The sequence below is a fragment of the Daejeonella sp. genome, assembly GCF_030684675.1.
Classification (GTDB): domain Bacteria; phylum Bacteroidota; class Bacteroidia; order Sphingobacteriales; family Sphingobacteriaceae; genus Daejeonella.
In genome coordinates this window covers 15,886-39,935 of the sequence record NZ_JAUXXZ010000023.1, presented here as the reverse complement: position 1 = coordinate 39,935, position 24,050 = coordinate 15,886, and the positions used below count along the sequence as shown (strand labels likewise).

Annotated in this window: 16 protein-coding genes; 7 read left to right on the top strand and 9 right to left on the bottom strand. The window is 40.6% G+C overall.

The features are described 5' to 3' along the window. Positions 1–7: 7 nt before the first annotated feature. From Q8M41_RS03720 to Q8M41_RS03710, 3 genes are all read right to left on the bottom strand, one after another. On the bottom strand, positions 8–997 hold the full coding sequence (locus tag Q8M41_RS03720; RefSeq protein WP_305363901.1) for an SUMF1/EgtB/PvdO family nonheme iron enzyme: 990 nt from the start codon (positions 995–997) through the stop codon (positions 8–10). A 425-nt stretch (positions 998–1,422) separates the two neighbouring features. Next, the gene (locus Q8M41_RS03715; RefSeq protein WP_305363900.1) at positions 1,423–2,655 is read right to left on the bottom strand and encodes a PQQ-dependent sugar dehydrogenase; all 1,233 of its coding nucleotides are present in this window, start codon (positions 2,653–2,655) and stop codon (positions 1,423–1,425) included. A gap of 54 nt (positions 2,656–2,709) precedes the next feature. Beyond that, positions 2,710–3,756, bottom strand: a complete 1,047-nt coding sequence (locus Q8M41_RS03710) for an NAD(P)-dependent alcohol dehydrogenase (protein ID WP_305363899.1) — start codon at positions 3,754–3,756, stop codon at positions 2,710–2,712. Between the two features lie 259 nt (positions 3,757–4,015). On the opposite strand from Q8M41_RS03710, the gene Q8M41_RS03705 reads away from it, so the two are divergent. Further along, the gene (locus Q8M41_RS03705; protein WP_305363898.1) at positions 4,016–4,969 is read left to right on the top strand and encodes an amidohydrolase family protein; all 954 of its coding nucleotides are present in this window, start codon (positions 4,016–4,018) and stop codon (positions 4,967–4,969) included. Between the two features lie 2 nt (positions 4,970–4,971). Here Q8M41_RS03705 and Q8M41_RS03700 read toward each other — a convergent pair whose 3' ends face one another. From Q8M41_RS03700 to Q8M41_RS03685, 4 genes are all read right to left on the bottom strand, one after another. Further along, positions 4,972–5,688: a GDSL-type esterase/lipase family protein gene (locus Q8M41_RS03700; protein WP_305363897.1), complete on the bottom strand. Its 717-nt coding sequence runs from the start codon at positions 5,686–5,688 to the stop codon at positions 4,972–4,974. 101 nt (positions 5,689–5,789) lie between these two features. Next, positions 5,790–6,932 (bottom strand): right-handed parallel beta-helix repeat-containing protein, encoded by a 1,143-nt coding sequence (locus tag Q8M41_RS03695; RefSeq protein WP_305363896.1) that lies wholly within the window; start codon positions 6,930–6,932, stop codon positions 5,790–5,792. 3 nt (positions 6,933–6,935) lie between these two features. Next, positions 6,936–9,968, bottom strand: coding sequence for a heparinase II/III family protein (locus Q8M41_RS03690; protein ID WP_305363895.1), 3,033 nt, complete (start codon positions 9,966–9,968; stop codon positions 6,936–6,938). Between the two features lie 41 nt (positions 9,969–10,009). Then, positions 10,010–11,977 (bottom strand): hypothetical protein, encoded by a 1,968-nt coding sequence (locus Q8M41_RS03685; RefSeq protein WP_305363894.1) that lies wholly within the window; start codon positions 11,975–11,977, stop codon positions 10,010–10,012. Between the two features lie 227 nt (positions 11,978–12,204). Between Q8M41_RS03685 and Q8M41_RS03680 the strand changes: the two genes are divergently transcribed. From Q8M41_RS03680 to Q8M41_RS03670, 3 genes are all read left to right on the top strand, one after another. After that, complete coding sequence (locus tag Q8M41_RS03680) at positions 12,205–13,209, top strand: putative metal-binding motif-containing protein (protein WP_305363893.1); 1,005 nt, start codon at positions 12,205–12,207, stop codon at positions 13,207–13,209. Positions 13,210–13,329: 120 nt separating this feature from the next. Beyond that, positions 13,330–14,451: a lactonase family protein gene (locus Q8M41_RS03675; protein ID WP_305363892.1), complete on the top strand. Its 1,122-nt coding sequence runs from the start codon at positions 13,330–13,332 to the stop codon at positions 14,449–14,451. 131 nt (positions 14,452–14,582) lie between these two features. Beyond that, on the top strand, positions 14,583–18,134 hold the full coding sequence (locus tag Q8M41_RS03670) for a PKD domain-containing protein (RefSeq protein WP_305363891.1): 3,552 nt from the start codon (positions 14,583–14,585) through the stop codon (positions 18,132–18,134). Between the two features lie 71 nt (positions 18,135–18,205). Here the strand turns inward: Q8M41_RS03670 and Q8M41_RS03665 are convergent, their stop codons facing one another. Next, the gene (locus Q8M41_RS03665; RefSeq protein ID WP_305363890.1) at positions 18,206–19,459 is read right to left on the bottom strand and encodes a hypothetical protein; all 1,254 of its coding nucleotides are present in this window, start codon (positions 19,457–19,459) and stop codon (positions 18,206–18,208) included. A 28-nt stretch (positions 19,460–19,487) separates the two neighbouring features. Continuing rightward, positions 19,488–20,108, bottom strand: a complete 621-nt coding sequence (locus Q8M41_RS03660) for a Crp/Fnr family transcriptional regulator (RefSeq protein ID WP_305363889.1) — start codon at positions 20,106–20,108, stop codon at positions 19,488–19,490. A gap of 173 nt (positions 20,109–20,281) precedes the next feature. On the opposite strand from Q8M41_RS03660, the gene Q8M41_RS03655 reads away from it, so the two are divergent. From Q8M41_RS03655 to Q8M41_RS03645, 3 genes are all read left to right on the top strand, one after another. Next, positions 20,282–20,773: a c-type cytochrome gene (locus Q8M41_RS03655; protein ID WP_305363888.1), complete on the top strand. Its 492-nt coding sequence runs from the start codon at positions 20,282–20,284 to the stop codon at positions 20,771–20,773. Between the two features lie 144 nt (positions 20,774–20,917). Continuing rightward, positions 20,918–22,930: a Sec-dependent nitrous-oxide reductase gene (gene nosZ / locus Q8M41_RS03650; protein ID WP_305363887.1), complete on the top strand. Its 2,013-nt coding sequence runs from the start codon at positions 20,918–20,920 to the stop codon at positions 22,928–22,930. A 69-nt stretch (positions 22,931–22,999) separates the two neighbouring features. Beyond that, entirely contained in the window at positions 23,000–24,022 is a 1,023-nt protein-coding gene (locus Q8M41_RS03645) for a nitrous oxide reductase accessory protein NosL (RefSeq protein ID WP_305363886.1), read from the top strand. The last annotated feature ends 28 nt before the right edge of the window (positions 24,023–24,050 follow it).

Genomic DNA, 24,050 nt, shown 5'->3' with positions numbered 1-24,050 from the left:
ATTTGAATTAAAAGTCAGCTATAGGTTCACGATTGTAATATGCTTCAATTTCTCCCTTAGAAGGCGGCACATGAGGACGTACTACCCGTATCCCAACAAATGTACCTCCGGTTAACCACCAGTTACTTTTTGGGATCTGCGGATCTATTTGCTTCCACTCAGCTAATGATCCTCTCCGGCTTGCCGAGCGTAAATCTGTTGCGGGGTCTTCATAGGATCCTCCACGGACGGAATTTGGATATAAAGTCTCAAAAGGAATTACCGGATCCTGGGCGATTGTACCTGCGAATTTTGAATAAGTGTCAGGTTTATACTGGTCATAGGTCCATTCTGTGACATTTCCATGCATATCAAATATACCCCAGGGATTAGGCTTTTTTTCTCCTACCGGATGTGTTTTATTGCTGCTGTTTGCCTTGTACCAGGCATAGTCCTCAAGTTTCGATTCGGAAGAGTGTGAGTATGCGCTATTGGTTCCTGCACGACAGGCGTATTCCCATTCTGCTTCTGTTGGAAGGCGGTAAAACTCACCTGTTCTGGCATAAAGCCATTTACAGAATTGAATCGCAGCGTATTGAGTCATGCCTATTGCCGGGAAACCCTCTTTACCCATGCCCCAGGTCATATCGACATAGGGTTTCGTCGGACGGGTTAAGGCATCAACCTGTTGTTTTAGAGGTACTTTACTGCGACTGATTTCCTGGTTTTTATAAACGAAAGGTTCAAAAAAGTCCCAGGTAACTTCATGTTTCCCAATCCAGAAGGGACTGATCTTTACCTGGTGCTGCGGACCTTCATCAGGGCGTCGGCCAGCTTCATTCAGTGGACTACCCATGTTAAAACTTCCACCCGGTATCGCAATCATGTCAAACTTCAGATCAGTTCCTTCGAGGTTTTGAGTATAATTTTTAAAATCATTCTCCTGAGCAATGCTAAGTAAAGGGAATAGAATTAAGCCTAGGAATGCTGATTTGAAATAAAGGATAAATGATCTCATGAATTTGTATGCGATTGAAAAATAAATATGCTCAATTTTATTTTAAAAATTAAGGTTTGGAACATAATGAATTAAAAGAAACAGGGTTGACAGGTAAAAATCAACAATTACAGACATTTTTTAATATTTATTAAGTCTCCTTGTTCTAATGCCCGGAGTTTAACCACTAAAGTATAAGGCAATATAAATTGATATTTTGGGCGTTTAAACACGCTGTCCGCTGTATCTTTTTGGCTCCAAAAAGCCAAAAAGGATGCCTCTCCCATCGTTAACGCAGCCAATGGAATTATATGCACCTGTGCAGGGATTTGTGTTTAATGAAAACGGCAATTTCCAGATTGAAAATTGCCGTTTTGAGTTTAATTCAGAACATTGAAAATATATACTGAGCAATTGACACCTTTAATTTGGAGGCGTTATTCTTATTACTTCTTAGCTATTCTATAAAGCCTTCCTTCATCAGTAATTGCATAAAGTGCTCCGTCTTTGCCTTGCATGGTCGCTCTGAATCTTTGGTTTTGATCTGCCAGTAATCTTTCTTCTCCAATAACTTTATTGTCTTTAATTACCAATCTCAAGATGTGTTTGCCACTTAAAGCACCAATGAACAGATTGTTTTTCCATTCAGGAATCATGTTGCCTGAGTAGAAAGACATTCCGCTTGGAGAGATGGATGGGTTCCAGTAGTAAACAGGTTGCTCCATACCTTCTTTTTGCTGTATTCCATCGCCCACTTTGGCTCCGCTGTATTCCAGGCCATAGGTGATTGTTGGCCAGCCATAGTTCTTGCCTGGTTTTACGAGGTTTAGCTCATCACCACCCATCGGACCAAATTCTGCAGTCCAGATATCACCTGTTACAGGGTGGAATGCGAGATTCTGTACGTTTCTGTGACCATAAGAATAAATTTCAGGTCTTGCGCCAGCGCTCCATACCGGGTTGCCCGGAGCAGGTTTTCCCTCTTTGGTTATGCGTATAACTTTACCATTGGCAGATGTTAGATATTGTGCCTGTGGTCTGGTTTCCAATGAAGAACGTTCTCCGGTTGTTACCAGTAGATTTCCTGTTTTGTCGACAAGGATTCTGCCCCCATAATGTCCCATACTAGGGTGCGCAGGATCAGCTCTGTAAATGACACTAACATTTTCCATTTTTTTCTCATCAGCAGAAAGAGTCCCTTTCGCAACAGCAGTCAGGTTTCCTGTGCTGGTTTTTTCTGAGTATACCCAGTATACAATTCTGTTTTTTGAAAAAGCAGGATCGGTGGTTAAGCCCAATAGACCTCCCTGACCACCAGAATTTACTTCCGGTAAACCGGTGATAGGCTCACTTACCTTTCCGGCTGTGGTGACAATTTTCATCGTCCCGGCTTTTTCAGTAATCAGCAAACGGCCGTCTGGAAGAATAGTTATTCCCCAGGGTCTTTTCAATCCTTCGGCAAGAATTTTAACAGCCAGCGGTGTTTTAGTTTTTGTTCCAGCAATTCTGGTTTGACCTGCGAATGCAGGAGAATAACTATTGTTTGGAGCTAATTTCTCAACAGGAGCTTTTGTGGTGTCCTGGATTGAGTTATGTTTTGCAAATGCATTGGCATTATTGCTGTAAGAGGTAAAAATTATTGCCGCACCTGCTGCAAGAACATGGAATTTCTTTGTCATTTTGTTTTTTTTAGATAATCTCAAAATTAATAAATATATACATTAAAATAAGCCTTATTTCAGTGATTTCATGTCAATTACAAAGCGGTAATGAACATCTCCCTTTAATGTATGTTCATAGGCTTCATTGATCTGGTCAATATTGATCAGTTCGATGTCTGATGTAATATTATGTTCGGCACAGTAATCCAGCATTTCCTGGGTTTCTTTCGTGCCTCCAACCAGTGAACCCACAAGACTCCGGCGACCACCGATCAGTTGAAAGGCAGATACATCGGCAGGATTTGGTGGAGCACCCAGAAGTATCATCACGCCATTTGAACGTAAGAGTGCCAGGTATTCATTATAATCATGATCCGCAGAGACTGTATCAATGATGAAATTGAAGCTTGAAGCGAGTGATTTCATTACTTCTGGGTCTGAAGTAAGTTTAAAATGTGTCGCACCCAGACGTTTTGCATCCTTTTCTTTACTTTTTGAGCGACTTAACACCGTGACTTCGGCACCCATAGATGAGGCAATTTTAACTGCCATATGTCCTAATCCTCCAAGGCCCAAAACCGCCAGTTTATCGCCTTTTTTTACATTCCAGTGTTTGATGGGAGAGTAGGTTGTAATTCCGGCACACAGGAGGGGTGCAACGTTTGCCAGGGGCAGTTTATCAGAGACATTGAGTACAAATCGGTCCCTAACTACAATATGAGTAGAATATCCGCCAAGGGTAATCGATTTTTTGTCCTGACTTAAGGAATTATAAGTTTGAGTATGTCCGTTTTCACAATACTGCTCCAGATAGTCATTGCAATTGCTGCAATGTCCACAAGAGTCTACAAAACAACCCACGCCAACGGTATCGCCTGCTTTGAAGCGGGTAACTGAATCACCCACACGGGTGACCTTTCCGACGATCTCATGACCCGGGACTGCGGGATATACTGTTCCTCTCCATTCGTTACGGGCGGTATGAATATCTGAGTGACAAACACCGCAATAAAGGATCTCGATTTCAACATCTTCTGCCCCTGGTTCACGGCGATCTAAGTGCCATGGTGCCAGTAGACTTTCCGCACTTTGGGCGGCATATGCTTTTACTGCTTTCATAATTTTATTTGAGGAGATAAAGTTAATTAAGATTTGATTAATGTAATCTACATTGACTGTAAAATACAGGTGACTGAGGGAATGACATTTTGATAGTTCAGACTTACGAATTTACCTGGGCATCATGCTTTTTAAATTCGTCAGTCACCATTCTAGTATGCGAAGACGAAATCTGCTTTCCACTCGGCCAGGTGATTTCGCATTCGGGAAATTTTCCAGTTTGACATACAATGTGTAAATTGGGTACGTAAACGTTATTATGGAAACAAAAAATACAATCAATCGCCGCCACTTTATTGCAGGAACAGGTTTGCTGCTTGCTGGCTATAGTCTGAGACTTAATGGAGCTATACTTCAGCCTTCTGAGCCGATCATTGATATTCACCAGCATACCGATTATGCCGGGAGAACGCAGGATAAAATGCTTGCACATCAACGGATGATGGGAATTACGACCACAATACTTTTGCCCGGTGGTAGGCCATTGAATTATGGTTCAACACATTATGGGGTAAGTAACGGACTGCAGGTTAAAGCGGGAGGGAATGAAGTTTGTTACCAATATGCAAAAGATCGTGCTCCTGAAATGCTTTTCGGAGCATGCGAGGTGCCTGATTTCCCGGGGGCGATTCCCGAAATTGAAAAGTACCTGAAATTAGGTGCAAAAATGATCGGAGAGTTAAAGTTCAATGTGGATTGTGATTCCCCCGAAATGCAAAAGATTTATCAGCTTGCTCAGGAGTATGATGTACCTGTACTGATGCACTGGCAATACAATATGTATAATCGTGGCTTTGATCGTTTCCATAAAATGCTCGAAAAGTTCCCAAAAGTGAATTTTTTAGGACATTCTCAAACCTTCTGGGCCAATATCGATAAGAATCATGCCGATCAGAATATCTTATATCCCCGCGGCAAGGTAAGCCCGGGTGGATTAACAGATCGCCTGATGAGCGATTATCCGAATATATATGGTGACATTTCCGGAGGTTCCGGACTGAGTTCCATGACCAGGGATGAGGATCATGCGCGCGCCTTTCTCGGCAAACATCAGGACAAACTCTTGTATGGCAGTGATTGTGATGACTATGCAGGACATGGTCCGGCTTGTCAGGGTGCTGGAACTATTGAAGCAATCAAAAAACTCTCAGCGAGTAAAGCCATTGAACGAAAAATCCTCTACAATAACGCTAAAAAGATGTTCCGCCTCTGAATTTAGCGGTTCCTTTTCTTAATGATTTTCACTATTTCATCAGCAATCAGCTTATGACCGGTATCCATTGGATGGAGGCCGTCTGGCAAGAGCCCCTCCATTCCGGCGGGGTCTTTCCGGGCATATTTTCCAAAGACTTTCCAGGAATTGATGAGCTCAACATGCTCTGATTTGGCTAGTTTGATAACTGCATTTTTATATAATTTCAGGCGCTCATGCCTGAATGGTTCCAGTTTTGAACTTAGCGGATTCGGGGTCAGAAGTATAACTCTGCCATTGATTTTTTTGATCTCAGTTATGAAATGAGTCAGATTAGCAATAAAGGCTTCCAGTGGGATACGTGATGCAGTGCCATCTCCCTTGTCCTGATAAGCATCATTGAGACCGAAATTGAGAGTTACCCAATCCGGATGATGGCTTAATACCGCCTTTTCAAACCTGTCCATTCCATGCTCGATTTTAGGACGATCATTATCCTTTACTGAGCCGGTATGATTGCTTCCAACTCCTGAATTAATTACTTTATTTGGTATCCCGGCTGTCTTTAATGCCTCATGTATCCTGACAGCATAAACCTTCTCAATCCCTTTTCTTGGTGCCGTCGTGGAATTACCGAAAGTGACGATAGTTAAATCCTTTTTCTCTTGTGCTGAAGAAAATGTACTTAGCAGGACAATAAGTAGTACCGTTGATAAGAATTGCATGTATTTTGTTCTCATTGCTTATCCTTTGGAAAAATCAATTTAGTAATTTCCGGCGAAGCCGGAAAGAGAGCTCTCCCGGATATTGAAAAAGCTTTCTTTTAAGAGATTAAAGTAGATCAGGCAACCTTCCCGTCTGCATAAAGATTATTAGTGGTATAAGTTTTTTCCTCAGCCCTGACTGCAGATGCAGCATCTTTATGGGTAGGCATCCAGTTATGGTGCACATCACATTTATCCTGCGGTACTCCGCGGATCACAACGGCTCTTTGTGGCCCAAGAAAGGTATTATTATACATTTCCATAGTAGTTCCGGCAATAGTGGTATTGTCTTTACGGTCGCGTCCTCCGTGCATATCAAAGTTATGGCTAAGCGAAATTCCCAATTCCACATTATTACGTGCAATATAGCCGCAGCCTGGTCTGCCTGTTCCTGCCAATGAATGGCGGTTCTCATTGAAATGGTTGAATTCAATGGTAGAACTGGCTTCATCATGACTAACCCCATAACCAAGTCCGTTGTACTGGCATTTATGAATCAGGTTATGATGAATATGATTGCCAGTGCCTTTTTGTAAGCTAACACCTGCATTGGCAAAAGCCGAAATCTCACAATTGTCTATTTCCAGATTTCCGAATTTGGTGATAATCCCTCTTGATGTAGGGAATTTATAATAATAGGTATGACCAGGGCCTCCAGGACCAAATGCTCTTTTATGATGGTCGAGGTATCGTTTTGAATTTGGTCCCTGTAACCTGATACCACTAAGCCGTACTCCCGGACCTTCAATTGAGATCATTCCCGGGGTATCCAGGCTATCACTCGTAATCTGTGCTCCTGAAGAGCCGTTATGTCCTCTGTCGCTGGCCAGGGTAACTCCTCCGGGGATCTTCAGCATGATCTTATCAATATAGATGAAAGTGGTCATGTCGATAATCTTATCTCCCGGAATGAAAACTACCTGTCCCGATTTTGCTTTAGCAAGTGCTTCAATCAGTGATTCGAGGCTGTCGACAGTGTAATCACCGCTAGTGATGATCTTTGTATAGCCTTTGCCACCTCCGATAGGTCCGGTTTCATCGGCTTTAGCTCCATAAATGGCATTGCCGATTTTTTTCCAGGTAGGTTTTTCTTTTTTGGCAGCTTCAGTCTCAAAATTTGATTCAGCCGCAATTGCCGGGCTGATTGAGCTTAATGCAGCCAGTGAGCCTAAAGAGGCAGCAGTAACAAACTGTCTTCTGTTAAAATTTTTTATTTCCATATTTTACTTTTTAGATGACCATTCTGTATGAGTAGGAATACTGAATGCAGCTCCTTCTTCAAATTCATAGATATAATTGCTGTATGGATTTTTCGGGTCTGCTGATGGATTACTCTTTAATCCCATTGCAAAAGTGATTGGTCCGCAATCTATTCGGGTATATTTTCCTTCTCTTTTCACACTTTTGATCGTGTACGTAGCATCTCTTTCTCCTGTGGTTGAGATGATCAGTTGCTCACCAATCAGGCTGCCGTTTGCAGGAAGAATCTGATCAACCAGGACCCAGCCGCTTCCAGAAGGATTTTTATTCATCTTAACAATCTTGCCTTTTATTTGTCCATCGGATTTAAGATTCAAATCCCCGGAACTTAAAGCAGTACCATTGACAAGAACAGCCTTGCTTAATTGATTATTTTTTGTCCTCAGGAAGCCTATATTTCCGGTCATACTGACATTTTTGGGTAGTTTCATCAGTTTTTCTGATTCAGGATTGTATAAAATCTGATCAATGCTGCCATTGGTATGTTCAATTTGCAATGCGATCTGCGATTCATCCCCATTGTCGATGCGTTTCACTGATTTAATGAAAGGATTTAGACGGTAAGGTTCAAATACTGAGATAAAAGTACTATTGAGATTTTCACCTTTTCTGTGCACCAGAACATAGCCCAATTTTTTAGGATTCCCTGCTTTGTTTTGTGGGGGATCCCCATCTGCAAGTGTAACATCATTTGCCGGACTGATGGAATGCATTCTTAAATGAATGTTATCATCTGCTTTAGTGCCACGATAGCCTGTTTCGGTTTTCCAGTCGATCATGAATCCTGAGGCCGGACTTAAATCCCTTTTTACATTGTAAAAGAATGAATAACCCATTGGAAACCCGTTGGCGGCAATTCCTTTCTCAATATTTTCGCCGGCATAGGTTCCTGTTTTTTGGGCTGTTAAATTCAGTCCTGAAGTGCTGATTTCTCCCGGAGGGCCGTGGAAACTAAATAAATGGTCTTTGCCGCCATCCACCTTGAAAATATCAATGACATAGGAATTGTTTTCACCTGATTCTGCATCCACAAGAAACATGGTTCTTTGATAGGTTTTCGTCTCAGGGTAGGCTTTTTGTCCATCGATTTCGAACACACCAAAACCTTTCAACTGTTTAAATGTTCGGGTATGTCCGCCCCAAATTTCTTTTTGAGGCTTTTCATTAACAAAAACGAGGTTATGTGATACTGTGCTTCCTGTCCAGTCGCGATTGCTTGGAATATTAGTCGCAAATTCAGGGTATCCATGATCAGGTGCCAGCCACTTGCCGAAAGCAAGGAGATCAAAATTCATTAGGTCTGGATGCGCATGCATGATGGTTCTTCCAAAATTATTCGCAATAGCAACTCCGGTGTTTCCGATTCCATTTTCCAATAAGGCAAGTCCGAAGCCACTCATTAAATATCCTCCCTGCGGCCGCGGACCAAGAGGTTCAGCTATTTTTTGTATTTCTCTGCTGATTGCATCAGGATCTTTGGAAAAGATATCTCTGCCAAGTTTCTCTCCCGAATTTTTATTGGATAAGTAAGCCGCTTTTGCAAATTCAGGATCTTTAGTGAAAACATAACCCTTTGCGATAAATTTTGGGTCTGCATAGCCATTGCTCACAGTTCCGGTTGCACCGCTATCGCCCATGTTCGGAATGGCTATACCGAGGGCTGCCATCCTATAGGCTGCAAGAAATGTGGTATTGAACTGAGGGAACTCCTTAATGATATTGTGCTTTGTATAAGCCGGATAGCCCTGCAGACGTTCAGCAACCTGAGTAATCAGTCGTCCCCACATCAGGGTATAACCCGGAGCACCTTCATTGGAGGTGCCATCCCTGTCGAAAGTGGAAATCATCAGACCCGGGATATTTCCGCCATCCGCTGCAAAGATCCAGTCGAGCCATAAATTACTTTCCGGTTGCGAATCAAGTGCAATTGCACAAGTCGCCAGAGTCAACTGATGCATTCCCTGATTACCCCTGATATGTGTGGACAAAACAGCTTTGTATGCCGTTCTCAGAAGTCCGTCATCTATATTTTGCATTAATAATGCCCGGGTACCTTTTGTTCCTATTTTATATTTTTCGGATTGTTTTTTCAGGAAGCTATATAATTCACTATTATTAACAGTACCACTTATAATTTTATCATACGAATCAGCGAAAGATGTGATGATTTGAGTTTCCCAGATCGATCCATGTATTTTGCCCATATTGCGTCCTCCGTCAGAATGATACCATCCCTTGTCGGCATAGGGTTTCCAGTCCATTTCAGGATAAACATCAGCGATGCGGTCTAAAATGATTGCGGCTTTGCGCGCATACATTTTATCGCCTGTGTACAAATAAGCTTCAGCCAGGTCTGCAAGTCCTTTGCTGATGTAATCCCATTTTTTCCAGACGAAATAACCAATGAAGCGATGGGCACGACCGTTCTGATCAATGAAGCCATAGCCATCATCAACGCCATACTTATGCAGTGGATCGGATGGATCGGGATGGACTGTATTGAAAAGCAGGCTTTTGTCGCCTTTTGTTACATCAAACTGACCCCGTTCATCAAGTGCACTCGCATAAAATTTACCGAAATCATTCGTTGGAAATACACTTTTGCAGGAAGGACAGGTTAGCTTCCATGGTTTATCTTCAAATTCCGGTTCATAGGGATAATTACCGAATTTAAGTACATCAAGTCCACATTTTAAGCAACCTAAAACTTTAGGGCCTTTTGCTATACGGTCGAGGGTGACATCGATGCCGCGCGGAGTATTCTGCCCGGGTACCAATGACCATATTTCTTCATCGCTTTTATTGGCAAAGTTTTTCGCATTATTAATAACAGAGTTTTTCAATTCCTTTGCCCAATCGTATTTATCGCAATTGTTTCTAAGGTTTTGAATCTTTTCCCGGGTGTAGAAACCACCATACTGGCGCTGCGCAAAACTGATTTGAGAAATTGCGGTAAGTGTCAGAATGGCTAAGCAATAGCGGATTATATGTTTCATAGATTGAATTTAATAAGGGGTATTTTCAGATGTATTTGTAATTATTTTAGTTTATAACTCATTAAATGAGAGCCTGATACAAAGAATATCCTGCCATGGGCATAATCCCCGCCCGCTTTGATCGGACCCGGAGCGGTAGCTATAAGCTTCATTTCGTAGCTCTTTGGTAAAACCTGCACGATAGCTCCTTTTGCAAAAAGTATATAAACTTCATTCCTGGGACCCATAACAAATATCCTCGGACTTTGTTCTGCAGTTGTGGGTCCGAATTCAGAAAAAATGTCTTTCGTATAGACCACTTGTCTCTTCGCAGGATCAAAAACGAAGAACTTTCTCTTATCGGTAATACCATATACAAGGCCATCCGGCATCATACGCATCTCACTGTATTCCTGAACTCCCGGAAAAACGACTTCCTGCCATTCGATCTTCTTGCTGTCCATGTCCATGATATACATTTGTGCTTCTTTCGCCTTTTTTTCGCCTCCGGTTCCAGGTGAGGTTGTTGTGCCACCCAAAAGTTTGCCATTTTTCAGAGGTACAAGACTCATACTGCTTTGATCTTTTACAACCATGCTGTCAGTAAGAAGGACTCTGCTTTTTGCCTGATTATCATAGAGCAATAATCCACCACCGGTAGCGCCGTATTGAGGGGTACCACCCATGATAATGGTTTTTCCATCGGGATGTGCGATGATGCGGTAAGGGCGGATTAATTCGGGCGAAACTGTGGTAAGATGAAGCGGGTTTGAACTTTTATCATTGAGTTTGGTTTGTACCCATGGCTTGTACGGATCCCACTCTATTAGATGTCCACCCGAGTACACTCCAAAATAGACCTTTTTGTTCTGGTTTACCAGTGCATTGAATTGTCCTAAAGCGAATCGGTTTATCCATCTGTCTTTTTTTAGGTCATAATTAAAAAAACGCATGGGGAATGCCGTACCACCAACAATAGTCCCGTCAGGAGCCGTACCAATACCCATTACGATTGCTCCATCACTGGTGTAATCAAAAGAAACTTCTTTTGTTGTATTTGTTTTGGGGTTTTCTGTAATGAGGATGCGGTTAACTAGATCAAGATCTTTTAGAATAGTGCCATCAGGGAAATTTCTATGGAACAGACTTTGAGAACCTGTTATGATTTTTACGGGCTTCAGGTCATTGTATTCTCCAATCTTTCTGGCCTCACCTTTATAAAGCTCGTACCATTGATCCTTGATTGATTCTAATGCGCGACCGTAAACTTTACCATTCTCATCCCTGTAAACTGCGGCAGTTCCCAGTTTTCGTTCACTCTGGGGAAGAATGCCGCTGGCTTTTCCTGTATTCGGGTCGAAGGCAAGGATCTGGCTGGAGGCATTTCCCAATCCAAAATAGATCCAGCCTGTATCATCAGCAGCGATGGAACGCTGATACTGACGCCAGTTTTCCTTATTAACATAAGCATAGTCTATCAGCTCCCGTTTTTTTGGATCAAATGCAACGAGTCCGCTATTTGGATAAGTTACAGACCATATTTTGCCATTATCATCTTCTGTCATCGACATAGCCATCTGCGGCATAGTCTTTTGAGTGAATGTAAAGGCTCGTTTTACCGGATCAAATTCAGTGAAATGATCGCTAAAGTGTGTATAGAATTTATTATCCTTTGACAAAATTGATGAGTATGGGGTATCCTGCTTCGGATCAAATGGAATTGGAAATTCCTCGCTCTTCCCGGTCTCAGCATCGATCATTAATAAAGAATATCCCCCGCGATGATCAAAAAGCCATACCAAAACTACATTCTTTCCCTTGCTGTCAATGGTAGAAACCACCCCACGATGATTGCTGATTGGAGAGGCCACACCATGGTCAAAAAAACCATTGCCCAGATCCTTCGTAGAGGTTTCTACTGTAAAACCTGTTTTGTCGGGAAGAGGGATAACCCTGACCTGCTTTTGAGAAAAAGCTTCAAGAGAAAGTGAGACATAGATTAAAAGCAGGAAAGTGAATTTCGTTCTCATAGATAGATTGTGTACGTACCCATAAATATAATGTAAATTAATCCATATCAGAAAATGGAAAGGAATTATTTGATTAATCAGGATTTTATTCGGGCTGTTTAACTCATTACAGATGGATACGCTTTCTGGTTGAAATATTTTTTCTGATTGCGATATTTTTTAAAAACTAATTTTCTGTATTTGAGTATAAACACCTGAAAACTAAAACGTAACTCAAAACATTAATCATGAAAAATTTAATTTATTTGGGTCTTTCTTTTTTATTGATCCTGTCTTCCTGTAAGAAAGCTGAGACTGACCTTTTAATAGATGCGATAAAGAATGGGCATGGAAAGAAAGTAAAGGTTTGTCATCAGGCAGGTAAGGGCAAAATAAATATTACAGAGATAAATGCAAATGCATTGGCATCTCATCTGGCGCATGGGGATTTTGTACTTGATGCTGATGGTGACGGTTATTCAGCGATTGGTGCATGTTCTGGCACAAAGGATGACTGTAATGACAATGATGCAAGCATAAATCCCGGAGCTACTGAAATTTGTGGGGATGGCAAGGATAATAACTGCAATGGCCTAATTGATGAAAATTGCGATCCTGATTTCGTAATATTCAATATTCGAAATAATGCGGGGACCATTGTCGCGCCATGGGATGCAGATGTTCTGCTGACAGAAAATGGGACTGGAGATGGCTTTTTATACAGCACTCCGCGTGCAGGACAAAAAGTAGGCTATGGTACAGATTTTTTTGATGGACAGAAACTTAATTCAATTCAAAGTGTGAATTGGACTCTGATCGCAGGAAATTCAGGAATTGTCCCTTATCTGAATATATGGGTAACTGACGGATTAGGAAATTATGCAGTAATTTCTTCTGAAAACAATTATGTTGGAACCAATTTTAGTACACGTGCTGAATGGAAGATTTTTGAGTATGGATCTTCAAAAACTAATTTTGACTGGTTATTTGACAGCGGCACGGGTGCCAGAGACGGAGCTCAATATTTAACTTTGAATGGCAGCCGCGTTAACTTGTCTCAATTGAGTGATCGTATTGTGATAGGGGATCCGGGTAGTTATCCTTCAACTAATGTTGGTACAGGAGCACCACGTGGTGGATATGGTTTCAATCTGATATGGGGTGATACACAGGCTAATTTTGTTTTGAAAAGCGGGCAGATTGGAGGATTAACAATTACAGCCTCTGGTGTGGTACATACCGCACAGAACTAGGAGTTTTTGATTTCCAGGACTTATTCCCTGGTTAAATATTAATAAAGAGGGAGAATCTGTTCTGTGCAGATTTCTCCCCTTTTTTTTAATATTTTTGGAATCGACCCAGAAAAATTAATTATGGCTACAACTAGGATTACATTACTTTTTGCTTTATTGCTTTTATGTTCAAGCTTAAAGGCTCAAAGTACAAAATACCATTTGCTAATAGGCACCTACACATCTCCGGGAAAGAGTGAAGGAATTTATGTGTATGAATTTGACAGTCAGAATGGTTCTATGACTTATAAATCGAAGGCAATAATAGAAAGCCCATCCTATTTTGCTTTGACAAAGGACAGGAAATTTGTTTATGCGGTAACAGAAGGGAGAGGGAGTAAGATTAGTTCATTTGCATTTGATGCTAAATCCGGGGAATTGAATTATTTAAACAGTCAGCCTTCAGGTAGCAACGGGCCAACTTATATTTCTGTGGATGCTAAAGGAAAATATGTATTTGCCGCCAATTATGGTGGAGGCTCTCTCACCGCTTTGCCGATAGAGCAAGATGGTACACTAGGTGCAGATATTCAGGATATTAAACATGAAGGAAGCAGTATTGCCAGGAAAAAACCCTTTGTACACTCAGCAATAGTATCACCGGATAATAAATTCGTATTAACTGCCGATCTGGGAACAGATAAGATCAATATTTACAAGTTCCGCGCCAAAGGCAGGCCACAGGCCTTATCGGTAGCGGCTCAGCTATTTTTTATTCTGGATCCTGGCGCTGGCCCGCGACACCTAACATTTCATCCTAATAAAAAATTTCTCTATTCAGTTACAGAAATTAACTCAAAAGTATATGCCTTTAAATATAAAAAAGGCCATTTAAGTCAGATTCAGGCTATTTCTATGGTTCCTGAGGGTTTTAATGGTCCGGGCCATGGAGCAGATATTCATGTTTCTGCAGATGGGAAATTTCTTTATGCAAGTACCCGGAGTACACTGAATGAGATAGCTATATATTCAATTGATCAGAAAACAGGAATGCTTAACCTGATTGGGAGGCAGCCTTCATTGGGAAGAAGTTCGCGTACATTTGAAATTGACCCAAGCGGCAACTGGCTTCTCTCTACTGGTCAGGCCAGCAATGAGATCATTGTATTTAAGCGGGATCAGCAAACTGGAAAATTAAGTCCTACAGGTCAAAAATTGCAGATCGACAAACCTTCTTTAGTTAGATTTATTCCAATTGAATAAGTATTTTGGTCTGCCCTGATTTATGGAATAATGATTATTAATTAACCTGAATCATTAATTTCTAACATCAAATCAAACTGTTTACGTAGTTTTAGATGCAGATTTCTTCTGATAAATAATCTTATAAGTATTTGAAACGTAGTTCAGGAATATTACTGGTTGTTTTTGGCCTGATTGCCGGTTTATTCAAATCTGCATCCGCACAAAGTACATCAAACAAAGGGACTGACTTCTGGCTTGCCTATGGAAATCATGTCGCAGGATATACCCCGGTTATTGGTCAGGAAATGGTGGTCTACATTACTTCAGATGTCAGTACATCCGGAGTTTTGGAAGTGGGGGGTACCAGTATCCCATTTCAGGTAAGCGCAAATGCGATCACCAATGTAACAGTTCCGCAGATGGCCTATATCGGAAATGTAGAAAGTAAGATTAGCGATAAAGGAATTCATATCACCTCTCTCTTGCCCATAGTGGTATATGCTCATATTTATGATCAGGCGGTTTCAGGAGCAACTTTAGTTTTGCCAACCAACACATTGGGTAAAGATTATTTTTCACTCAATTATGAGCAAATATCCAATAGCCTCAATTCTCATTCATTCTTTTTTGTTGTGGCGACTGAAGACAATACAGAGATTATTATTACACCTTCAGTTAATACTCAGGGAGGCTTAAAAGCTGGTGTAGCATCTGCTCCGATCAAATTAAACAAGGGTGAAATCTATCAGGTATTTGGAGTTGAGACATCGAGGATCGGTTCAACTACAAAAGGAGGTGATCTTACTGGCAGCAGAATTCAATCGATATCTACAACTTCCGAACCATGTAAAAAAATCGCTGTATTCGCAGGAAGTGGTAAAATGGCAATAGGTTGTTTGAATGCCAATGGTTCAGCAGGATCTGCAGATAATCTTTTCCAGCAGGTATATCCAACGGCCAGTTGGGGTAAATCATTTATTACTGTACCATCAAAGGACAGGAATTACGATGTTTATCGTATTTTTAAAAGTGATCCGAATGCCGTTGTTAAGTTAAATGGCACTATTATTCCCACGGCAAGTTTTGTTAATAATTTTTACTACGAATTTGCAGGGCAAACAGTTAATTATGTTGAATCTGATAAAGCTATCCAGGTAGCACTTTATGCTGTTACTCAGGGTAAGTCAATGAATTGTACGAATGTGCCGGGAGATGTTGGTGATCCTGAAATGATTTTTTTAAATCCTTTGGAACAGACACTTTCGCAGATAACCATGTATTCTACCCAGCTTCACATGATAACCAAGCATTTTATTAATATAGTCATACCCAAAACTGCTGTGTCAAGTTTTACATTAGATGGAATTTCTCAGGCAAGTCTGTTTCAAACAGTAGCTGCTAATCCCGAATATTCTTATGCACAAATACCTGTTTCATCCGGGACTCATAATTTACAGGCAAATGCCGGGTTCAATGCTATCGCTTATGGATTTGGTAACGCAGAATCTTATGGTTATGCTGCGGGCACGAATATAAAAGGCCTTGGAGTTGAGATTAGAAAGTCAAATAATAATAAACTTGTCAGTTCAGTTTGTGTAAATGAGCAGCTCATCTTAAGTGTTAAACTGAATTCATTAACCAGCAAAATAGTTTGGGATCTGGGCAATGGATCAACTCCAACAGAAATTTTAAATCCGGTTCCTGTAAATTCAACTCCGACAGATGGATTATATGAATTTATATTTCCCCAAAAGGTAATTTATAATGCACTCCAGAATTACAAGATAAAAGTTACTGCAGATAAAACTTCCACCGATGGATGTGGAAGTAGTGAGGTAATAGAATTGCAATTTTCAGCCATTAATCCACCGAGTGCTGTTATGACAGCCCTGAAAAGTTCCTGCGTGAATGTCCCCACCGCTTTTAGAGATACAAGTTCTGCGAACGGCAACAAGATCATAAAATGGTTATGGGATTTCGGAGATGGGGGGCTCTCTGATTTACAACATCCTGTACATACCTTCCTTAAAAGTGGTGTATATACAGTAAAGCTTCTGGTTGAAGGTGAAAGTGGTTGTGAATCTAATATTCTAAGCCAGGATATTATTGTCTATGCCCTTCCGGTCGCAGATTTTACGGCCGGTTCACCTGCCTGCGAAAATAAAACACTGACTTTCAATGATCAGTCGGTTTCTTCACAGGGTAAGATCATTAAATGGTTCTGGGATTTTGGCGACCAGAGTCCGGTAGAGGAAAAGGATTCAGCAGTTCCCTTTACCCATACTTTCAAAAGCAGTGGAACTTATATCGTCAAATTAAAGGTGCTGACAGAAAATGGCTGCGAGAGTGTGGCCTTTGAAAAATCTATTCTTATCAATCCATCTCCAGTAGTCAATTTTGGTGTCCCTGAGGTTTGTATTAAAGACTCCTTTGCACAGTTTACAGATTCTACGACAATATCAGATGGGTCTGAGTTGACTTATCTTTGGAATTTCGGGAATGCTACAGCGGCACCGGGCACGAATACCTCCTCACTTAAAAATCCGACACATAGGTATACTCTTGCAGGAAATTATCAGGTTACGCTAACTGTAACATCAAAAGCTGGGTGTGTAAATACCCTGGTTAAAACATTCACTGTAAATGGTGCCATCCCGACAGCGGGATTTGAAGTTTTAAACCCTAGCGGCTTATGTAGTAATAAGGAAGTTATATTTCGTAATACATCTACTGTTGATTTTGGAGATGTGGGAAAAATAGAATGGTATTTTGATTATGACAATGCTCCCACGATTAAAATGATTGATGAAAACCCAGTTCCTAACAAGGAATATCGTTTTGCTTATCCTGTTTTCAGCTCACCGGCTACAAAACCAATCAGAGTAAGAATGGTCGCTTTTTCGGGAGGAAGCTGCTTTGATGAGAAAAGACAACTCATTACTTTGTTGGCAGCTCCTTCAGTTAGTTTTACTGCCCTGACCAATGTTTGTCAGGAAATCGCTCCTTTTCGCATTACGCAGGCAAGCGAATTATCTGGACAGTCGGGGATAGGTACTTTTAATGGTCCCGGACTTTCTTCAACAGGGATATTCAATCCCGCACAAGCGGGAGTTGGCACACATACCCTGCAATATGTCTTTTCTGCTAATAATGGCTGCTCTGAATCAATTTCTCAGACAATAACAGTCATGCCAACTCCTTCGGTCAATGCCGGCAGAGATACATTAATCCTTGAAGGGGGTGGAACTAAACTGAATGCAATAGCCAGTGGTAGTAACCTGACTTATAAATGGTTTCCTTCAACTGGTTTAAGCCGTGATGATATACCAGATCCGGTAGCAAGCCCTACAGAGGACATTATTTATACACTGACTGTTACCTCCGATCAGGCTTGTGCCGCTATGGATAATATCCGGATCAAGGTTTTGAAACAGCCTGAAGTGCCGAATGCTTTTAGTCCCAATAACGATGGGATGAACGACCTTTGGAATGTGAAATACCTCGAAAGCTATGCCAATGCTACAGTTAAGGTTTTCAGCAGGTATGGGGGGATAGTTTATCAAAGCAGTAAGGGTTATGCTAAACCATGGAACGGGCAATTTAATGGTCTGGATTTACCGGTAGGCACCTATTATTATATTATTGACCCTAAAACTAAAGGCAGGCAAGTTATTTCGGGGGCGGTGACGATATTGAGGTGAGCATTGAGTTTAGAGTATTGAGTATAGCGTATTGAGTACCAGGGGTCAAGTATTTTTATCAGGTTCATATTTCAATCAGGACGAGTGGGAAGCCTTTCAGGGATATTGTTTTTCATATATGCGAAGCGACTGATCAGCATAATCAGAATACCGCTGAACAGAATGACTGCAGCAGCCAGCAACATCTCATTGATATAGGGTATCGCGGTATAACTCAATGCTGACACACCCTGAATCATCAGTAGCAACTCATTGATAATTACTCCTGCAACAAAGATGAATATTCCTCTAATTAATGATTTGTTGATTCTGATCAGCTCAAAGGAAACAATATATCCCAACAGAAATATACTTGTTACACCTAACAGAACAAGATGGAGGTACCCGATTATTATTGGCCTGAATCCATAGGATAAATGGCTTAACTCCGTATGTATCGATCCCGATTGCAAAATCAATTTTATTGAAAAAGCTAAAGCTGACAAGATCAGCAGGATTTTTCCATAATATGTAATCTTCTGTCGGATCAAACTTCTATTCTTGTAATAAACTTTCAGTACAATTATCCAGGCAGCCAATTGTGCAATGACTGCCGCAATAAGCAAAATGTAAATAGTACTGATAAATTCCATCCAAAGGATTGAAAGGAAATACGCTGGTATGCAAGCAAAGCAAAAAAGCTGGAATGCCCTGTAAAGTTTCTTTCGTTCGCCGGTAATAAATTCCAGCTTGTCGTTGAGCAGACCCAAGCCTGCAAAGAGGAACCAGCCATTGTACTGAAAATGCAGAAAAAAATAAATTGAGGTCAGGTATACGTTTTGATTACTCATCTTATTGGCCATCATATAAGCCAGATTAAATGCTCCGAGTGATGAAATGACCCCAAAAAGTAAAGCGGCTTTAAACCAGAGGATACTCGTGCTTTTATCTTTAATTCTGTTAAGATCCAGCCAGAAATAAAATGCAAAGGCGTAAAAAACAAAAATATTGAGTGTTGAAAAACTTATCGAATACAAACCGTATCCCTGTATGATGAAGGAAATCATCATACCATAGGAACTGATCAGATTAGTGTATAATAACCAGCGGTACCTGCTATTAATCTCTTTGCCCAAAGCTTTACTCAGATAAATGATCATCAGAATCATCAGCGTTTGAGTGATCCAGCCGGAGAATGCAAAATGAGAATGACTATGCAGAATATATTTCTGATCAAGAAAGGGAAGGGAATAGGCAATTTTATAACGCAGAATTAAGCCCAGGGCTGCAACAAACGATAAATTTAGTATAGAAATACTGAGCCACTTGGATAGAAAGCTATTCATGATTAATACAAAAATAGCCCGGAATTAATTATGTCGCTATGACTTCAATCATATCCTTGCAATACACCTTACCCTTACTAATTACCAGTTCTCCTTTTTCATGCATTAAACGCATGGTTCGGATAACGGTTTCAACCCTCAGACCAGTCATGCAAGCTATTTGCTGTCGGGTTAATTTTAATTGATTGCACTCTTTACAGAAGTTCTTGTTTTCTGCTTTCAGATGGTTAATCAGATTAATTATTCTTGTTTCAGGGTTGTGGCAGGCAAATGATTGAATAACAGCATACCTGAATCTTAATCTTCTGGTTAATAATCTGGTAAAATCAAAAAGCAAATTCGTATTTTCCTTCAGCAGATTGATAAATGTTGACTTATAAAGTCTTATCAGAATGCAGTCTGATTCGGCAATTGCTGATGCGGCATAAGGTTCATCATCGAAGAGCGGGAATTCACCGAAAGATTCACCAGGTTCAATAATACTATGGATACATTCTCTGCCTTCAGCATCAATGTTAATCCATCTTACATTTCCACTTACTAATTGAAAATAGTAGGTGCAAATCTGACCTTCGCGGAAGATAGTTTCTCCTGAACTTATTTTTTTATAAGTAGCCCCCCATGCAAGTAATAAGTTGATATCAATCATTCTCTATGATGTTATGAGCGATAAGCAAAATTAAAGTCTGGACATGGCACGGTTTGTGACTTTGCTTATTCAAATATATGATGTTTATCACTTATGATTGAACGCATAAGAAGATCCTTTGGTCTTAGGTAAAATTGTACAAGCAAATAATTCCTAAAATTAAATTCTGAAACATGAAAAAACTTCTTTCACTAAGTATTATTACTCTGATTATTATTGCTGCAGCTTCATGCGGTGGTAGTAGTGATTCGGAGAAAACCACTGAAGCTACGACAGAGTCAACTGCAAGTACAGATTCAGATGATGGTAACCCATCTTATGATCCGCACAGAGGAGAAGGCAAATTTACCAGCGTAGATATTTCTCCGACTTTGGATGCCGCAAAAGCTGAATTAGGGAATCAGGTTTCTCAGGTCAAGTGCAGCAGTTGCCATAAACTTACTGATGAGAAACTGGTAGGACCGGGATGGGCAGGGGTGACAACCCGACGGAAACCGGAATGGATTATGAATTTCATCACCAATACGGATGTAATGATCAATAAAGATCCTGAAGTACAGGCGCAGCTTGAACTTTGTCTGGTACGTATGCCAAATCAAAATCTTTCAGATGAAGATGCCAGAAATCTGCTTGAATTCATGCGCCAGAATGACGGAGTAAAATAGGTTTGATCCAGGCCTTATAAGCTCTGTGAATTTCTTAAAGAGGATAATGGCATTCAAAAAAATGCTTAAGGGGGATGCTTTGTTCTTTTTAAAACATAAAAAGGAGAGTTAAACTAAAATTATTGAAACCATATTATTAAAAAAATGAAGATAAATTCCAAATATGTACAGGGGATGGCTGCCCTTGCATTATTAACAAGCATGAATGCTTGTAAGCCAAAAGATGCAGGCTCTGTTGTTAGCGGAGATGCTGCTGCCAAAGTGTATGTTGCCCCGGGTAAATATGATGAGTATTATAACTTCGTATCCGGGGGATTTAGCGGACAACTTTCTGTTTACGGGCTTCCAAGCGGCAGACTGCTTCGTGTAATCCCTGTTTTTTCAGTAGACCCTGAAAAGGGCTGGGGTTATTCTGAAGAAACCAAGCCAATGTTAAATACCTCTCACGGAAATGTTCCATGGGATGATCTTCACCACGTCTCTATGTCCCAAACCAATGGCGAAATTGATGGTCGCTGGGTATTTGCCAATGGAAACAATACTCCGCGTGTTGCCAGAATTGATCTGAAAACATTCCGTACTGCAGAGATTCTGGAGCTTCCAAACAGTGGTGGTAACCACTCTTCACCCTTTATTACAGAGAACTCAGAATATATTGTTGCAGGAACCAGATTTAGTATTCCACCGGATGATAAAAATGGGGATGTTCCGATCAATACTTATAAGGAGAATTTTAAAGGTACAATCAGCTTTATTAGTGTAGATAAGACCAGTGGAAACATGGATGTTGCATTCCAGTTGCAGGGTCCCGGCGTTAATTTTGACCTGAGTCATGCCGGAAAAGGAAAATCCAACGGCTGGTTCTTCTTCAGTACTTATAATACTGAGCAAGCCAATACTTTATTGGAAGTGAATGCATCCAAACGTGATAAGGATTTTATCATGGCAGTAAACTGGAAGATGGCTGAAAAACTAATCAAAGAAGGTAAGGGTCGCAAACAGGCTGTAAAATATGCCAGCAATCGTTTTGATGAAAGCACTCATACTGCAACTTCAACAATCAAGAATCAGGTAACCGTTCTGGATATCAGAGATTTCCCAGGATTGGTTTATATGATTCCATGCCCTAAATCTCCACATGGTTGCGACGTTGATCCAACAGGTGAGTACATCGTTGGTAGCGGTAAACTTGCTGCATTGATTCCTGTATTCAGTTTTGATAAAATCCAGAAAGCTATCGCAGATAAAGCCTTTGACGGCGAATATGATGGTATTCCAGTCATCAAGTATGAAGCTGCCTTGTACGGTGAGGTTAAAAAGCCAGGCTTAGGCCCATTGCACACAGAATTTGACGATAAAGGAAATGCGTACACTTCCATGTTCGTTTCAAGTGAGGTTGTAAAATGGAATGTAAAGGATCTTAAAGTTTTAGACAGAGTTCCTACTTACTATTCTGTAGGTCACCTGATGATTCCGGGAGGAGACTCCAAAAAGCCAACAGGAAAATACCTGGTAGCTTATAATAAAATCACCAAGGACCGTTATTTGCCTACAGGCCCTGAACTTTCTCAGAGTGCTCAGTTGTATGATATCAGCGGAGATAAAATGCAATTATTATTAGATTTCCCTACTATTGGTGAACCTCACTATGCCCAGGGAGTTGCTGCTGATGTAATAAAAAACAATTCAACTAAGTTCTTTAAGATCGAAGAAAATAAACACCCTTACGTTGCTAAAGGTGAGAAAGAGGCAAAAGTATGGCGTGAAGGAAATAAGGTGCATATTAACATGACCTTGATGCGCTCACACCTTACCCCTGATAATATTGAAGGAGTCAGAGTAGGCGATGAAGTTTATTTCCATACCACCAACCTTGAACAGGATTGGGATGTTCCACATGGTTTTGCAGTTAAAGGAGCTTTAAATGCCGAACTTTTAGTTATGCCGGGTGAAACAACTACCTTGAAATGGATTCCGCTAAAAGCCGGTATGTACCCAATGTATTGTACCGACTTCTGTAGTGCATTACACCAGGAAATGTCAGGATATGTGCGTGTTTCTCCTGCAGGAAGTAATGTGCCGATTAGTTTTAGTACCGGTACTAATATCGCGGAAAAAGATAAGGCAGTCGCTAACAGTGCTGCTGCAAAGAAATAATTTTCATCAGGGAGAGGTATGAAAAATGCTTTAAGCAATTTCATATCTCTCTTTTTTTATCAATTTATTATGAATAATAATAAAATTGCCAAAACAAGCAGCATTGCACTCGTTGTATGCGGTCTTTCTTTAGTTCTGGTACTCTTTACTCCAATCTGGAGAATTGAACTGGATGCACCCCAATATCCAGAGGGCTTAAGTTTATTGATTCATGCAAATAAGCTGGCCGGAAATGTGGAGATTATAAACGGATTGAATCATTATATTGGAATGAAGACGCTTCATGCGGATGATTTTGTTGAATTTAAAGTGCTTCCGGGCATCATATTATTTTTTGCTGCCTTTTTTGTTCTGGCCGGTCTGCTTGCCAGAAGGAAGCTTATCAACTTCCTCCTAGGATTATTTATTCTCTTTGGAGTATTGGCAATGGTTGATTTTTGGAGATGGGAATACGATTACGGTCATAATCTGGATCCAAATGCAGCCATCATAGTACCTGGCATGGCTTATCAGCCGCCATTGATCGGATTTAAACAGCTTCTTAATTTTGGGGCCTATTCAATTCCTGATACCGGTGGATGGATCTTTATAGGAGCTGGTGTTGTTCTTTTGGGTGTTGTTGTTTTTGAGTGGAAAAGAAAAAACAAAAGTAAACACCCTAAAGGCGCTTTAAATCTGGTTATTGTCGGACTACTTTCTCTGCTTTTTAGTTCCTGCAGTACGGAACCAGAACCAATACGAATTGGGAAAGACAATTGTGATTTTTGCAAAATGACGATCAGTGATTCCAGGTTTGGAGCCCAAATTGTAACAAAAAAGGGTAAAAAGCATAAGTTTGATGACCAGCATTGCCTGTCCCAGTTCTTATATGAGGATAAAGTTAAAGATGAGGACATTTCAGGTGTTTATTTTGTAGATTTCAACGAACCACATGCTCTTATTAATGTTGAAAATGCATTTTTCCTTCAAAGCCCTTCCTTAAAAAGTCCGATGAATGGCAATATTGCCGCTTTCAGCCATAATGATAGCCTGGAAAATGCCGTTCAGACATTTTACGGAAATAAAATTACCTGGGAGGAGATACTGAAGTGAGATATTTTCCTTTCATATTTTTTACACT

What these genes read in the sequence shown, in the direction of transcription:
- Q8M41_RS03700 (WP_305363897.1), bottom strand. Translation starts at nt 5,688, where the DNA reads ATGAGAACAAAATACATGCAATTCTTATCAACGGTACTACTTATTGTC.
- Q8M41_RS03660 (WP_305363889.1), bottom strand. Translation starts at nt 20,108, where the DNA reads ATGATTGATATCAACTTATTACTTGCATGGGGGGCTACTTATAAAAAA.
- Q8M41_RS03690 (WP_305363895.1), bottom strand. Translation starts at nt 9,968, where the DNA reads ATGAAACATATAATCCGCTATTGCTTAGCCATTCTGACACTTACCGCA.
- Q8M41_RS03655 (WP_305363888.1), top strand. Translation starts at nt 20,282, where the DNA reads ATGAAAAAACTTCTTTCACTAAGTATTATTACTCTGATTATTATTGCT.
- Q8M41_RS03695 (WP_305363896.1), bottom strand. Translation starts at nt 6,932, where the DNA reads ATGGAAATAAAAAATTTTAACAGAAGACAGTTTGTTACTGCTGCCTCT.
- nosZ (WP_305363887.1), top strand. Translation starts at nt 20,918, where the DNA reads ATGAAGATAAATTCCAAATATGTACAGGGGATGGCTGCCCTTGCATTA.
- Q8M41_RS03675 (WP_305363892.1), top strand. Translation starts at nt 13,330, where the DNA reads ATGGCTACAACTAGGATTACATTACTTTTTGCTTTATTGCTTTTATGT.
- Q8M41_RS03715 (WP_305363900.1), bottom strand. Translation starts at nt 2,655, where the DNA reads ATGACAAAGAAATTCCATGTTCTTGCAGCAGGTGCGGCAATAATTTTT.
- Q8M41_RS03685 (WP_305363894.1), bottom strand. Translation starts at nt 11,977, where the DNA reads ATGAGAACGAAATTCACTTTCCTGCTTTTAATCTATGTCTCACTTTCT.
- Q8M41_RS03720 (WP_305363901.1), bottom strand. Translation starts at nt 997, where the DNA reads ATGAGATCATTTATCCTTTATTTCAAATCAGCATTCCTAGGCTTAATT.
- Q8M41_RS03705 (WP_305363898.1), top strand. Translation starts at nt 4,016, where the DNA reads ATGGAAACAAAAAATACAATCAATCGCCGCCACTTTATTGCAGGAACA.
- Q8M41_RS03710 (WP_305363899.1), bottom strand. Translation starts at nt 3,756, where the DNA reads ATGAAAGCAGTAAAAGCATATGCCGCCCAAAGTGCGGAAAGTCTACTG.
- Q8M41_RS03680 (WP_305363893.1), top strand. Translation starts at nt 12,205, where the DNA reads ATGAAAAATTTAATTTATTTGGGTCTTTCTTTTTTATTGATCCTGTCT.
- Q8M41_RS03645 (WP_305363886.1), top strand. Translation starts at nt 23,000, where the DNA reads ATGAATAATAATAAAATTGCCAAAACAAGCAGCATTGCACTCGTTGTA.
- Q8M41_RS03665 (WP_305363890.1), bottom strand. Translation starts at nt 19,459, where the DNA reads ATGAATAGCTTTCTATCCAAGTGGCTCAGTATTTCTATACTAAATTTA.